The organism is Microcoleus sp. S28C3 (assembly GCF_036700785.1).
Lineage (GTDB): Bacteria > Cyanobacteriota > Cyanobacteriia > Cyanobacteriales > Microcoleaceae > Microcoleus > Microcoleus asticus.
In genome coordinates, this window is record NZ_JAUBPO010000137.1 from 1 (window position 1) to 14,729 (window position 14,729).

General features: G+C 45.1%; 12 protein-coding genes. 7 read left to right on the forward strand and 5 right to left on the reverse strand.

What is annotated here, in order from left to right:
- Window positions 1–886 precede the first annotated feature (886 nt).
- The 6 genes from QUA13_RS28440 to QUA13_RS28465 all read left to right on the forward strand — a co-directional run bounded on the left by QUA13_RS28440 (window position 887) and on the right by QUA13_RS28465 (window position 9,586).
- Window positions 887–2,077 carry a glycosyltransferase gene (locus QUA13_RS28440; protein ID WP_333203937.1) on the forward strand — a complete coding sequence of 397 codons (1,191 nt, stop codon included), beginning with the start codon at window positions 887–889 and terminating at the stop codon, window positions 2,075–2,077.
- A 74-nt stretch (window positions 2,078–2,151) separates the two neighbouring features.
- Window positions 2,152–3,570, forward strand: a complete 1,419-nt coding sequence (locus QUA13_RS28445) for a glycosyltransferase family 2 protein (RefSeq protein WP_333203939.1) — start codon at window positions 2,152–2,154, stop codon at window positions 3,568–3,570.
- Window positions 3,571–3,600: 30 nt separating this feature from the next.
- The gene (locus tag QUA13_RS28450; protein WP_333203941.1) at window positions 3,601–4,131 is read left to right on the forward strand and encodes a hypothetical protein; all 531 of its coding nucleotides are present in this window, start codon (window positions 3,601–3,603) and stop codon (window positions 4,129–4,131) included.
- On the forward strand, window positions 4,110–4,919 hold the full coding sequence (locus tag QUA13_RS28455; protein ID WP_333203943.1) for an ABC transporter permease: 810 nt from the start codon (window positions 4,110–4,112) through the stop codon (window positions 4,917–4,919). The genes QUA13_RS28450 and QUA13_RS28455 overlap by 22 nt, the downstream gene beginning before the upstream one ends.
- Complete coding sequence (locus tag QUA13_RS28460; protein WP_333203946.1) at window positions 4,920–6,992, forward strand: Wzt carbohydrate-binding domain-containing protein; 2,073 nt, start codon at window positions 4,920–4,922, stop codon at window positions 6,990–6,992.
- A gap of 167 nt (window positions 6,993–7,159) precedes the next feature.
- A complete protein-coding gene (locus tag QUA13_RS28465; RefSeq protein ID WP_333203948.1) occupies window positions 7,160–9,586 on the forward strand; it encodes a sulfotransferase in 2,427 nt (808 codons plus the stop codon).
- A 56-nt stretch (window positions 9,587–9,642) separates the two neighbouring features.
- Here QUA13_RS28465 and QUA13_RS28470 read toward each other — a convergent pair whose 3' ends face one another.
- The 5 genes from QUA13_RS28470 to QUA13_RS28490 form a co-directional block, all read right to left on the reverse strand.
- Window positions 9,643–10,866 carry an NAD(P)/FAD-dependent oxidoreductase gene (locus QUA13_RS28470; RefSeq protein WP_333203950.1) on the reverse strand — a complete coding sequence of 408 codons (1,224 nt, stop codon included), beginning with the start codon at window positions 10,864–10,866 and terminating at the stop codon, window positions 9,643–9,645.
- 7 nt (window positions 10,867–10,873) lie between these two features.
- On the reverse strand, window positions 10,874–11,242 hold the full coding sequence (locus tag QUA13_RS28475) for an aspartyl protease (RefSeq protein WP_333203952.1): 369 nt from the start codon (window positions 11,240–11,242) through the stop codon (window positions 10,874–10,876).
- Window positions 11,239–11,556, reverse strand: coding sequence for a hypothetical protein (locus QUA13_RS28480; protein ID WP_172185130.1), 318 nt, complete (start codon window positions 11,554–11,556; stop codon window positions 11,239–11,241). Before QUA13_RS28480 ends, QUA13_RS28475 begins: the two co-directional genes overlap by 4 nt.
- A 112-nt stretch (window positions 11,557–11,668) precedes the next feature.
- Window positions 11,669–13,576 (reverse strand): 1-deoxy-D-xylulose-5-phosphate synthase, encoded by a 1,908-nt coding sequence (gene dxs, locus QUA13_RS28485; RefSeq protein ID WP_333203954.1) that lies wholly within the window; start codon window positions 13,574–13,576, stop codon window positions 11,669–11,671.
- Window positions 13,577–14,030: 454 nt separating this feature from the next.
- A complete protein-coding gene (locus QUA13_RS28490) occupies window positions 14,031–14,249 on the reverse strand; it encodes a hypothetical protein (protein WP_333203956.1) in 219 nt (72 codons plus the stop codon).
- A 135-nt stretch (window positions 14,250–14,384) separates the two neighbouring features.
- On the opposite strand from QUA13_RS28490, the gene QUA13_RS28495 reads away from it, so the two are divergent.
- Window positions 14,385–14,597 (forward strand): helix-turn-helix domain-containing protein, encoded by a 213-nt coding sequence (locus tag QUA13_RS28495; protein ID WP_293180980.1) that lies wholly within the window; start codon window positions 14,385–14,387, stop codon window positions 14,595–14,597.
- Window positions 14,598–14,729 lie beyond the last annotated feature (132 nt).

Consider the following 14,729-nt stretch of genomic DNA (forward strand, 5'->3'; position numbering starts at 1 on the left):
GGTTTTTAGCTGGCATTTTTGTAGAGATTGACTAAACTCATTTTTTATTATACCCTATTTAAAGGCACAACAGCTTATTTGCTGGCTGGGTGGCGATGCCCTGCAACCCGTTACTCAAAGCAACTCGCTGTGCGATTATTGGGTTGTGGAAAGGTCAAAATGCAGGTGATTGGTGCAATGACATCGGAAGTTGGTGCATTTGGCTTTTGGGATTTTAAAATCCCAAAAGCCTTTCGACCCCAATTATGCGATCGCTACCGCTTGACTGGTCAAAACAGTATCTACAAGACCCTAGAAAATATTATTGTTTTTTGTGCTGTTCTACTTGGCATGGGGATTTATTCCCAAAAATTAGTATTTTATTTGCTGCCTCTATATTATCGCCACAGACTTGGGATTGCTAGAAAACTACTACTCGCGAAAGTTGGAATTGCCAGAGTTTTTAATTGTTTGGTATGTTGTCGAGAATAGTACCCGATCGCAATTAAAGCTGAAATGAGGAGCGATCCCACAAACCCGGTTTTCTCAAAAAATCTGGTTTTTAGATGTGGCATTAATGGCGAGGCTTGCTAGCGCAACGGCTGCCAATAGCACCTGCAATTGACACAAGCCTCAACGAGCGCTCGTTTTTGACGGCAAATATAATGTACGAAAAAAACTTGACATCAGCAGGTCATCGAAAGTTAAAATATGAATAACAGCAATAACAAAAATGAGGCTTTATGTTTGATTCGCCAGCCAGGAGCGACAAGTATAGCATTAATAAATTGCTATCCTCTAAAACTATTTTGGTTAAAAAACATCCGGGAAAATACGGATTATTTATGAGTTTTTCACAATCTAAAATTTAGAATCTAAAATCTACAATCTTAAGATGGCATAACTCATGGCAACAGCTATTCTTGACCTGGAAATCTCCAAACTTCCGCCCGAAATTACGGTTGAGGAGCGTTACAGCAAAGCCTTGGTTTTAATTCGACTGCACGGAAAACCGATCGGCCAAGCTCTACTTTCGGTAGTCAGAGGTAGCATTGAGGGATCTCAATTGCAGGAAACACTGATGAATGCTGCGGGGGAGAATCTTTGGAAAAATTGGCTCTACGATTCCCTCGCATGGGACGAACGCGGGCCCCAGCAGGCAATGCCGATCGCCACAGTAGCGGTTTGCACGCGCGATCGCCCGGAAGATTTGCGGCGCACTCTTGAAGCGTTTATGCAGCTCCCAGACGACGGTCAGGAATACTTAGTAATTGACAATTGTCCCGCTACGGACGCTACCGAGGAACTGGTCAAAAATTACCCAAAAGTCCGCTATGTTCGCGAAGACGTACCGGGTTCCAGCGCTGCCCGCAACCGAGCTTTATGCGAAGCTAAACACGAATTCGTAGCCTTTACAGATGACGACGCGGCCCCCGATCCCAACTGGCTGCGATCGCTCTTGTGGAATTTTAGCGATCCGCGAGTGATGTGCGTCACGGGGCTGCTGATGCCCTTGGAACTAGAAACCGAAGCGCAAGAATGGTTCGAGCGCTATAGCCCCCACGGGCGGGGCTTCGAGCGCCGAATTTTTGACGGGGCGCACTGCAACCCGCTGGTTGTCGCTCCTGTGGGGGTTTCGGCGAGTATGGCTTTGCGGAAAAGTTCGATCGACTGTATCGGCTTGTTTGACGAGGCTTTAGGGGCGGGAACGCCCACTGTCGGAGGGGAAGACTGTGAACTCTTTGCGCGCATTTTGCGCGCGGGTTACTGCATCGTCTACGAGCCGAGAGCCTTGAGCTGGCACCGCCATCGGCGCACCTGGGAAGAATTGCAAAAAACGCTCCAAGGCTACGGCATCGGAGTCTATGCTTTCTGGACGCGGATGTTTGTAATCAACAGAGAATTCAGTGTGCTGCGGTTAGCTTGGGGATGGTTGCATTCCAAGCAAATTCCTGAATTATTTGCTTCTTTGCGAAAGCAACCCGAGTCGATTCCGAGCGATTTGCTGTTGGCTCAACTGCGGGGCTGTGTCAGTGGGCCGATGGCTTATTTTGCTTCTCGGAAGTGGTTGCAACAAATTAAGGGGAGCAATGAATAGGGAGTTTTAGATTATTTTTAACCGCAGATGAAAGCAGATGAAATGTAGATGAAGTTAATTTTGGTAATGTAAATATGGAAAATTTGACTGTTAGCGTAATTATTCCCACTCACAATCGAAGTTCTTCGCTGCGGCGGGCTTTGGATGCTTTGCACTCGCAGACTTATCCGATCGAGCTGATCGAAGTTATTGTAGTGGCAGATAGCTGCATTGACGATACTTTGGCAATGCTACAAGACTACAAAGCTCCGTTTAAACTGCACGCGCTCGAGGTAAATTGCCGGAGTGCTGCCATCGCCCGCAATACCGGAGCCGCTTCGGCTACGGGGCAATTGCTGCTGTTTCTCGACGACGATATCGAAGCCCTGCCGCCTTTGGTGGAAAGCCACGCGCGCGCTCACCGAGAGCGTCCGGGAGCGGCTGTCATGGGCCCATATCCGCCTAAGTTGCACGGAGGAACTAGACTTTTTGACGTGGAAGTGCGATCGTGGTGGGAAGACAAGTTTTATCAGATGAGCCAGCCCGGTCACCGATTTACTTATAAAGATTTGCTCAGCGGCAACCTTTCTTTGGATGCAGAACTGTTTGCTCGTCTCGATGGCTTTGATTCGGCTTTCGGGAACTGCGGCGGGGAAGATTACGAGTTTGGGGTGCGTTTGCTGAAAGCTGATGTACCTGTTGTTGTGGCTGCTGAAGCAGTGGGCTATCATTACGAACACGAAACCAACAATATCGATCGCTCTTTCCGCCGATTTCGTCAGGAAGGGCGATCGGATGTTTTGATCGGCCACCGACACCCGGAACTTAAACCGACACTGCCGATAGCAGCCTACGAAACTGCTTGCTCGCTGGTAGATAAAATTCTGGTAGCTGTCACGTTTTTCTGCCCGGCTGCTGTGGATTGGCTGGTTCTGGGACTGAGGAAATCCCTTGATTTACTCGAAAGCTTGCGGATGCGGGGAACTTGGCGGTGGTTGCGGGCAAAATTGCGCGGTTATTGGTATTTGCGGGGTGTTATAGATGAGTTGAAAAGTAGATCGGCAATTTCTAGTTATATGGAAGGAACCCCGGCCCGCGGCGATTTGGGCGGACATGAAATTAACATCGATTTGGAGCAAGGTTGGGAAGCGGCAGAAAGCCTGCTGGACGCGGAACGACCGGCTGGGGTTTACCTGTATTACGGTCAACAGAAAGTAGGCCACATTTTTCCGCAAGCGGGCGCGGAACCGCTGCGGGGCGCTCACTTGCGATCGATTCTGGCGCTTCGCTTTGCCGAACCCCTAGCTCGGGCGATCGGGGTTAACGGTATGCCCTGCAAGGCTGAAACGATCGGAGAAAAGCCTTTAGTTGCTTTGAAAATGTACGAATTAGTAATTAATAAGTATGTCGAGGACTTTAAACTCAAAACTCCAACCTCAAAAGTTGGGAAATTGGAAAATTGGGAAATTGCAACTCAAAACTCCCAACTCAAAACTGAGAACTTTTCTCTCTAGTTCCCGCTGCACTATTTTTAGGAGCAACTTATGGCAATAAAAGTGATGGAAATTGAGTTGGCAGAACAGATTAATCCCATTCAAAAACTTGGAAAATATGAAGGATTTCGCATTTTAGTTCGCTACCGGGGACGACCTCTGGACTGGGCTTATGTTAGTAACAATCCCTGGGAACAAACAATTGCGACCGATCGAGTGCGACAAACAATTGTGGATAAGTTAGGCAAAGAGTTCGTGCGATCGACTTTGGTAGAGTTCTTCGGCCAGGAACCAGCAGCAGCTTCCCATCGCCACCTGCCGTCAAAGAGCGTTGTCATCTGCACGCGCAACCGCACTGTGCCGCGGCTGGAAATTTGGAATTTTGTTTGCTCTCACTGGCTGAACAGGATGCTATTGCGTCGTTTGATGATTCCTGGCCGGTTGACCTGCAAATTGGTAGTGAGCGAGTTGCTGGGAGTTCTGCAAAGTCCTTTTGCTTACAGGGAAGCGCACTTGCAAGCCCAGTGTTTGGCTGCTGTTCTTGGGGTGGAACCGCTGCTATGTGCTGGAGGTGTGCGGTGAGAAATGCGGGAACGCTGGTTTATCGGCGCAAAATTGCTCATTGGTTCGATTTACTGCGGGTGTTGGTCGATCGCGATATGAAATTACTTTACAAGCGATCGACCTTGGGGATTGCTTGGACTTTAATCAGTCCGCTGTTACAGTTGGCTGTATTTTCCTTTTTGTTTCGCTCTGTCGTACCCCTTAATATTCCAAAATTTTCTTCCTTTGCTTTCAGCGGCTTGTTAATCTGGAATTGGTCTCAAACGGTATTATTTAAATCAACGGCATTAATTACCAATCATAAGCCACTAATCAGGCAGCCAAATTTCCCCCCGGCAATTTTGCCGGTAGTCGCGACGACGACGGGGCTCATTCACTTTTTCTTAGCATTGCCGGTGTTACTTATCTTTCTGGCAATTGATGGCGTTCCTCTGAATGCAGTGCTATTTTTGTTGCCGCTGCTGATGATTATTCAGTTTGTCCTGACAGTTAGTTTTGCTTATCCCCTTGCCGCTTTGAATGTCACTTTCCGCGACACTCAGCACACTTTGGGAGTAGTTTTGCAGATGCTGTTTTACCTGACTCCGATTTTCTACGACATCAGCAGCGTCCCGGAAAAATTTAAGATTTTTTATTACTTAAATCCAATGGTGCCCCTGATTGAAGCTTACCGCGCCATACTTCTTAAAGGTATGCAGCCGGATTGGTCGGCTCTGTTAATTTTGAGCTTGGCTGTGGCGGCTCTTTTACCCATCGGACTGGGAATTTTTAGACGGCAAAGCGCTCATTTTGTGGAGGAAGTGTAAATGCGTGAAGCAATTATTGTCAAAGGTTTGGGTAAGCGTTTTAACCGCTACTCTACTGCGAAACCTTATACGATTATGGAAGCCGCTTTGTCCGGTTGGTGGAAGCTGAAGCCGGAGGCGAGTTTTTGGGCGCTGCGGAATATAAATTTTACTGTTTCTCCTGGCGAAATGCTGGGAATTCTTGGCAAGAATGGCGCGGGGAAATCAACGCTACTGCAACTTGTCGGCGGTATTTGCCGGGCTGAGGAAGGATCTATTAAAGTTAACGGCAGAATTGGCGGCTTGTTGGATTTGGGTGCGAGTTTTCACTCGGATCTAACGGGCAGAGAAAACGTGTTTGTGGGTGCGGTGGTGGCCGGTTTGACTCGCCGAGAAGTGGCGCGCAGGTTTGACGATATTGTGGAATTTGCAGAGTTAAAACAGTTTATTGACAGCCCGACGCGGACTTACAGTACGGGGATGAAAATGCGGCTGGCTTTTTCGGTGGCGGTGCATACCGATCCCGAAGTGCTGTTAGTTGATGAACATTTGTCCGTTGGTGATGTGGCTTTTCAAACTAAATGTTTGAATAAGATAACTGAGTTTAAGAATCAAGGATGTGCGATTGTTTTGATTTCTCACACCGCGTCGCAAATTCAGAAAATGTGCGATCGGGCTTTGTGGCTAAAATCAGGTGAAATCGTGGCTTATGGCGAACCAGAAGTCGTAGTCGGTCAGTATTTGTCAGAAATGCGATCGTCCACATCAAATCGCACTCCGCTGCGTGCTGCTGAAGCTACAAGTAGCGGCTCGTCACAGCGAGGTAATCAGAATCGCTTCGGTTCTATGGAAGTAGAAATTACCGATGTCAAAGTGTCGCCAAATACGGAAATAGATAGCGGTGATGCTATTAGCATAGAAATTCATTATTCGGTGTCGCAGGAAATTTCTGCTGCTATTTTTGCCGTGACAATCAGCAGGGAAGATGGTCAAAGCTGTTTTGAGACTAATACTAATCAAATGGGCAGACTGCTGCCGCTGGTGAAAGGGAAAGGCAAAATCCGGCTGCAAATCGACAGGCTGGATTTAGGAAACGGTCAGTATTACGTGAATGCTGGGGTTTACGAGGAAACTTTGGCTTACGCCTACGATTATCATTGGCAGGTTTATCCGCTGTACGTGCGATCGACTGTCAACCAAAAAACGATTCTTTGTCCGCCGTACCGTTGGGAATTTGAGGGCAAAATGCCGCTTCGGGATTTACCTGAACTAGCCTCTCTTACTTACGATTTGGATAAGAATAATCCCGGCTACGCCAAGATTTCGACTCAGTTGGAAAATAAGCAAAAACCTGACTTTTTAATTGTTGGTGCTCAAAACTGCGGCACGGAATATCTATACAGCAATCTCGAAAATCATTTGCAAATTATTAAAGAAGGTTCCCGGGACATTCACTTTTTTGATTTGAATTTTGAGCGTGGTGTTGAGTGGTACAGCAAGCAGTTGACGCGGAGTGTCGCGGGTGAGAAGGTGCTGCTGTGGGAGATGACTCCTTACTATATTTATCATCCTTTGGTGGCGGAGCGAGTTTACAAGTGTTTCCCGGATGTTAAACTGATTGTGATGCTGCAAAACCCAGTCAAACGAGCATGGATGCACTATCATTTAGAAGTGGCGAGTGGCTGCGAAAAGTTGGATTTTGAAAAGGCGATCGCTTCTGAACCTGATAGACTCAAAGGTGAGATTGAAAAAATCCAAGCTGATGAAGATTATTACAGTTTTAATCACCAGCATTCTTCCTATTTGTCGCGGGGAATTTATGTAGAACAAATCAAAAATTGGCTCGACTATTTTCCGAGGGAACAGTTGCTAATTCTCAAGACAGAAGATTTTTACGCAAATACCGACAAAGTATTTTCGGAAGTATTGAGTTTTTTGGATATTAGTGCGAGTGCAATTAAAGAATATCAAATAAATCATATAGATCGCTACAGCCAAATGCCGCCCGAAATCGAACAAAAATTGATAAATTATTTCAAACCTTACAATCAAGAACTTTCGGATTTGTTGAAAGAAAACTTTAATTGGAGTTAGGAAAAAAGTTTTTGCCCATATAGGAACAAAAAAGACAGAGATTTACCAATGATTTCTAATAAATGATACATGAATCATAGCGGTTTCCTCTCTTCATCTGTGCAGTTAGCGCTCTCTGCTTTTAATCAAAAAAAATCTAATTTACAAACCATTTATCAGCTATAAAAATGAAACGGATATTTTTACTAGGCTGTCCGAGAAGCGGCACAACCATGCTTCAAAGTTTATTAGCCGCTCATCCTGAAGTTATTTCTTTTCCTGAATCTAAATTTTTTCACTATTTACTGTACAATAAGTTTGCGGGAAAGTTGCCAGGTAGGATGGAAGCTTTTTTTAAGGATGAGATTAATCGCCCTGAACTTTTGCAAGATTTTGATGATAGTCAAACTGTGGCAACTAAAGTTAGTTGGTTTGTCGGAGTTTTGGATGGTTTGGCTGCGGAACAAAACAAAAGTATTTGGTTGGAAAAAACGCCGGAACACATATATTTTATTGAGGATATACAGCGCTTTTTGCCGGATGCTAAATTTATACATATTTTGAGAAACAGTATGGATACAATAGCTTCTCTGCATGAGGCTACTAGGAGTTTTCATGATTTGTGGGGGCCGGGTTGGGATTTAAACCACTGTATTACTCGCTGGAAAGAGGCGATGTTAATTAGTCACAAATATGCTAAAAAATCTAATCATATATTAGTCAACTATGAAGAAATTGTAGATAATAAAGTAAAAAAAATAAAAAATATTTGTGATTTTATGGGCGTTGCCTATGATGAAAAAATGCTGAAACTTTATCAAGAAAAAGCCGTTAACCTCAGTTTAAATCTACCTTGGCACCAAGGGATTGAGAGAGAGGTTGAAAGTAATAAAAATCACAAATATCATAAAATCTTTACGAAAAATGAAATTAAATATATTTTAGATAAGATTAAGCGAGTCAAGGGTGAAATTGCCTGGAAAGTTACGGTAGAAGTGAGCGAACCAATTTCCGATATTTGCGATATTCCGCAAATATGCGATCGCCTGTGCTGTACGCTCCAACTAGAAGGAACTAAGCTCGGTATTGTTGAATTGCCAGTCTGCGATGGAATGGTTGCGGCTTCGGTTTTGGCTGATGCGGTTTCAGCCCAGTTTGCTTGGCCAATTCTCGATCGCTTCTTTCAACGCAATCGCAGCGAAAAAGGCAATAGATTGTGGGAAAGTTTGCTGGGATCATTGCACAATAAAAATCACTGGACGCTATTTTTGCAAGAATTATGGGGGCGTCCGCATTGGCATTTGGAGGATTTCTACAAGCCAGAAATAGCAGAGGAAGTCGCAACAATTACCCTCGAAAAAGATTTGATTGTCTTAGAAGTTAGCGAGGATTTTGCTAATATACAAGTTGAGCTTTGTGAAATTGACGTGCTGGTGAAAGTAGGCGGCGTTGCTGTCGGTATTGTCAGTGTGGCGGTGGAAAATAATTTTGTTTCTGCTCAAAAATTGCGATCGACTATTACTCGAAATAGCGGTTTTGAGTTGTGCGTCGCCACGGTGCGAGAAGCTTTGCTGGGAAAACCCATCAACGGCAAGCAATCGCTGCGATCGCGCTTAGCCTCTTGTGCTAAACAAAGGTCTGATTTGCCCGACTCGTTGAATGCACCGGGTGCTGGGGGCATTTACCCGCCAAATGCGGTGATGTTCGGCAGGCGATCGGGTGCGATCGGGACGAGTGTCAGCCGCCGGGCCGCACTCCCAGCGGCGGCGCTGCGGGAAATCGCGTCAGCGGCGGCAATTGCAGGGCAAACAACAATGGAAATTGCCTCAGAAAACGAGTTTCCAAAGCAAGTATTTTACGCACCGGAAATTATTGGGCGAAAATCGCCGTATGGGGAAGTTTCTCCCTCGGTGAAACCTCAAGTTTTTGACAATCATAGCGTTACACAAAGGCTGCCCATTCTCGCCTACCGTCGCATTTCTCCTGACGGTTTAGACGCAGTTACTCCGCAGGTTTTAGAACAACAATTGCAGTATCTCAAAGATCGTGCTTATTATAGTGCGAGTTGGGAAGATTGGCGAAGTGCGAAACTGGATAAAACTCCTTTACCCGGTAAAGCTGTATTGCTCACTTTTGATGGTGGCTATCTCGACTTTTTCCAATATGCTTGGCCTCTGCTAAAACGCTTTGATTTTACAGCGACTGTTTTTCTGGTAGCGGAGTCGATAGGAAAGACAAATAGTTGGGAAAAAGCCGAATTTGAAGAAGTGCAGTTAATGGGATGGCAGGAAATTCGCCAACTGCGGGATGCAGGGATTGAATTCGGTTCTATGTCTGCTACTTATCAACCTCTAACTGCATTGTCGCCGACAGAAATTGTGCGGGAGGGGGCGAAATCCCGTGCTATCTTGGAACGAGAATTAGAAAAATCTGTTAAATGTTTTGCCTATCCTTACGGGGATGTCGATCCAATTGTAGCGCATTTAATTGGAGCGACTGGGTATACTTTTGGTGTATCATATAGGTCAAATTTTAGCAGTTTTGACGATGATTTACTGTCGCTGCCGCGCATTCAAGTTACAGCAGAAAATTTTTTATGGCAATTAGGTTTGTAGGGTGCGTCAGCCAGCGAGATTTTTGCCTCAACTAAAAATTTCTCAACTGGCGCACCTTACAAGTGAAATCGCTTAATCAATCCCTTAATTTTCCGCTGCAAATAACCGCCTAACCCTCTGGAAATCTTCTCAAACTTATAATAAAATAAAATATCCATAACATCTTCTGTTTTCATATACTTTAAATAAGAAATCATTTTATCTGTCAGTTCATCATTAACATCATCGATATATTTTCTCACAGCCAACCTTTCCGAAATATTCCATTTTTTATCAAACTTGCGGTGCATTTCCGTCTCATAATCCCGAAAATCTGAGATTTTACCCTCCAAATACCTTTGAATATATTTCCCCGCTATTTCCGCACCATCCATCCCGTGTCTAATCCCTTCCCCACCTAAAAAATTTACTGTCGAGACAGTATCGCCGATCGCAATTATATTATTATGCTTGCAATAAATATCCTTCAAACCAGGACTGTACTTCAGCGTCGAACCGTGTTTGTCAATAATTGTATAATTTTTCGACTTCAGATATTCATCAATCAGTAAATCAATATATTTTTTCAGCGGTGACAAATGCCTAACCGTTTTCGGATCTAAAAAAATGCGACCCGCACCAACTTTCAGCCTGTTCTGTTCCATTGGGAATATCCAGGAATAACCCTTCGGCATCCATTTATCGCCCAAAAAAAAGATTAAATCACCGCTGTATTTATTGTAAACTTCTGGCTCTACTTCAATTAAATATTCGATTCCGGTTCCCGACAAAAAATCAGGCTTATCCTTCTCTTTTTCGTACATAATCGCCCTAGCAAAGCCAGTAGCATCAACCAATACTTTCGTGCTAACTTTGATAAGTTGACCGTCGGATAACTGTTGAAATTCTACTGTTGTTTCGTCTTTGGCTTGTGAATGTCCGGTGTAGCGATAACCAAGCCAAACTTCACCGCCAAATCGCTCAACTTCGCTGGCTAGAAATTCTCTAAATTTAGCAAAGTTGAGAACAACTCCCAAGCTTTCGGGAGACTCCCAACTTTGACTGACTTTGCTAGTTTCAATAGTAAGTTTGTGCCAAAAACTGCCGATAACGGATTCAGGTAAATCAAATTTAGAGAGGGTTTCTAGAGGTGTAGCGGCGCTAGAAAAGTCATTTTTATTAAAATTGTCGTTTTGCTCTGCCAGCAAGACTTTGTGGCCGGATTGGGCTAGGATTCTCGCGCAGTGACCGCCTGCTGGGCCTGCTCCTACTATTACTATGTCAAAACTTTTTAAATTCATCTTGCTTTTAACTAGCTTCCAATGTCAAAATACCCGCAGACATATCAACTACTAACCGCCGATTTTTCAGCCACTGGCGGCAGATTAAAATTTCCGGTACTCCCTCACCCACATGAACGGGAATGTCAAATTCTAGGTACTCAATACGCACTTTTCCTACATAAAGTTCAAAATCAAATTCTCCCTTAGCTGTTCGCATTTTTTCTTGTTTCACATATGTCCAATCAAGTCCATCTAAATCCTGACTGTCCATTGCTAACCAGCCATAAAAACCTGTATCAAGCAGAGCATCAACAGGTAATTCTAAGCCGTTATCAGCAATCAGTTCAAGTTCAAAAAATAGCTCGTCCTCATCACCAAATCTTCCTTGAATCATATTGTGCCACAAACTCCGGTTTCATTGATCCGAAAAACGTGCAATTTAGCTTTCGGGTATTTCTCATGGGCTATGTTTGCAACTTGCATATCATCTTTGTCGATAAAATATTCCCCGCTGTCGGGTTCAACGGCCATGTACCAGTTGTAGTGAGTGTCGATTAATTCTGGTTTAAGGCGATCGAAAATTGGTTTGCAGCGCTGATAAAATGTTTCTCTTTCGGCTCGCCATTGGGCTTTTTTTTCTTCTGACCACTGAATCTCTGGGAACAGTCTTCCCCGCCGCACGGTACGATTTGGTTTTACGTTAGTCATTGTTTTTTCTCCCTTATCCTCAAATCTTCCTTCAATCATGCTGCTCTTTCACTGTCATAGATCGAATCTCGAAGAGTAAGGTGCGCTAGGCGCACCCTACTATTTTAGCTATTTACACGCTAACGGGTGACTGTTTGCGGCTGAATGTTGCTAAGATGCGATCGACCATTTGCGGTGGAGTTAGCCCTAAACTTGCAAATGATTGCTCTGGCGTTGCATGATCTACTAATGTATCCGGTACGCCCAGCCGCATCAGCGACACGAGGACATTATTGTCGAGCAAAGATTCGGCTACTGCTGAACCAAAACCACCCATCAAACAGCCTTCTTCTAAAGTGACAACTCGCCCGATTCGCTGTGCTAAAGGCAAGATTAATTCGGTGTCCAAAGGCTTGACAAAACGCGCATTGATTACAGTGGCTTCAATGCCGTGCTCGCTCAGCATCTCGGCAGTTTGCATCGCCGGATAAACCATTGAACCGTAACCCAATATCAGCAAATCATCGCCGTTGCGGAGAATTTCGGCTTTGCCGATCGGCAACTCTTCCCAACCTTCTTCCATCAGAGGCACGCCGTAACCGTTGCCGCGCGGGTAACGCATGGCGATCGGGCCGCTTGTGTGGTTGATTCCCGTGACTATCATCCGCTGCAATTCTGCCTCGTCTTTGGGTGCCATAATTGTCATATTTGGCAGACAGCGCAAGTAGGAAATATCGTACATTCCTTGGTGGGTGGGGCCGTCAGCACCGACAATGCCGGCTCGATCCAAACAGAAGAAAACGGGCAAATTTTGGATGCAGACATCGTGAACTATTTGATCGTATGCCCGCTGCAAAAAGGTCGAGTAAATTGCTACAACGGGGCGCATTCCTTCGCAGGCTAAACCAGCCGATAAAGTCACGGCGTGCTGTTCGGCAATGCCGACATCGATGTACTGTTTCGGCAGTTTTTCCTGAAGTTTATCCAGACCTGTTCCGGTTGCCATTGCAGCGGTAATGCCGACAATCTTTGGATTATTTTCTGCTAGCTTGACTAGGGCGTGGGTAAAGACTTTCGAGTAAGCTGGAGGCTTGGGTTTGGTTGAGGGAATGCCTTTGCCGGTGGCTAAGTTAAAGGGATTTTGGGCGTGATATCCTACTTGGTCTTTTTCGGCGATCGCATATCCTTTGCCCTTGACAGTCACAACGTGAACTAGCACCGGGCCTTGGATGGTATGACCTTGTTTGAAAGTGGCAATTAACTCTTCCAAATTGTGTCCGTCTACCGGGCCCATGTAAGTAAAGCCCAATTCTTCAATTACGGCTCCAACTTTCGAGACTGCCAAGCGTTTCATCCCTTCTTTGAGGCGTTCCATTTCTGGGGTAAAAGTTTCGCCGACAAAGGGAATATGTTTGAATTGTTCCTCTAAGTTATCTTTGAGAAATTGCACCGGCTGCGAGAGTCGCATCTTGTTCAAATAGCGGGTAATCGCGCCGACATTGGGCGAGATTGACATCTCGTTGTCGTTGAGCACTACCATCAGATTGGTTTTCGGCATATGGCCCGCGTGGTTGATCGCTTCGAGTGCCATGCCGCCAGTCAATGCACCGTCGCCGATGACTGCTACAGTCTTAAAGTTTTCGCCCTTAAGGTCGCGCGCCATCGCCATCCCTAAAGCTGCTGAGATGCTCGTGGAAGCGTGGCCAGCACCAAAATGGTCAAATTTGCTCTCGCAGCGCTTGAGATAGCCTGCAACGCCGTCTTTTTGGCGCAGGGTGTGGAATTGGTTGTAGCGGCCGGTTATCAATTTGTGAGGATAAGCTTGGTGGCCGACATCCCAAGTAACTTTGTCGCGATCGAGGTCAAGTGTTTGGTAGAGTGCTAAGGTCAGTTCCACTACACCCAATCCGGGGCCGAGGTGCCCGCCGCTGGCTGCTACAGTTTCTAAATGCTTTTCTCGAATTTGTCGGGCAATTTGTTCGAGTTGATGAATCGAGAGACCGTGTAATTGGTTTGGGTGAGTCAGTTCGCTCAGATGCATATTTTAAAATCTTGCTCCTGTGAATCAGGACGAATCCTTAACAGATATAGGTTTGGCTTGCGACGTTGGGTACGCGCAAACGTTAGAATAGTTTAACGGTTATTTGAGAAAAACTGTTAGGCGTAAGATTTTTGTTATTTTTGGTCTGGTAATTATAGTTAATAACTTGTGCGCCGTCAATATAAAAAAAGCTTATGTTGTTAGTTGCTAATGGCTAGTTGTTAGCTGCATGGGGATTCTTAAGCATTTAAAGCTAAAACCCCACCTAAAAAAATAGAATATTCAAATACCCGACTTTTTAAAGAAGTCGGGTATCTAACAGAAAAACGTTTGACGTTTAATTAGAGCGACTTACTTCCTTTTTGTCAGGAAAGGACGAGTTCCCTTTTCTATTAATCGTTTTTCTAGTTAAAACAAAAAAGGATCTCGCTCTCATCAATTACAACATTTGCTCTCATTGAGCCGATCGAACTTCTGGCAATTTCTCGGCCCCAGTCGTATCAAATACGATGGCGTGTTTAGCCCCCGGCAACAACCGCCGTAAAATCTGGAGATATCCCTCTGCATCGCCTCGGCGGTGGAACCTTGCCACAACCAATCGCTGCATATTTGGCAATTGCCGCACGATACACCAGGGATGAGTGTTTAATTTGGGCTTTGATGTTGGTATCATAGGGTAATCCTTCCCCGCGTTTGCGGAGAGTGATAGAAAAGGCGATCGCCCTTAAGTTTTCCAGGCTAGGAGGGCGATCGTTTTCAGTGTACATAGCTATTGTGTGTTGCATACGCATCAATGTCAAGCTAAAGCATGGGATACGTTAGACTGCGGATTCGAGAACTAGCTGAGCAAAAGGGTTGGACTCTAAAGCAAGTTGCCGATCGATCGGGAGTGAATTACAACACTGTTAGAAGCTACGTTCAGCGCGATGCTTTGAACACGGCCGATATTTCTGCTGTCTACAAAATCGCCCGCGCCTTCGACGTGACTATGGAAGATTTAGTTGAGATTTTGGAAGATTGAGGGTTCACAAATAGCGCTCATCTAACAACTACCGTAGGGTGCGTCGCCTGAAAACATACAGCAGATTGCAGGTAAATAGAGTACACTGAAAAATAGTATATTAATAGCAGTAATGAAACCATTACCGATCGA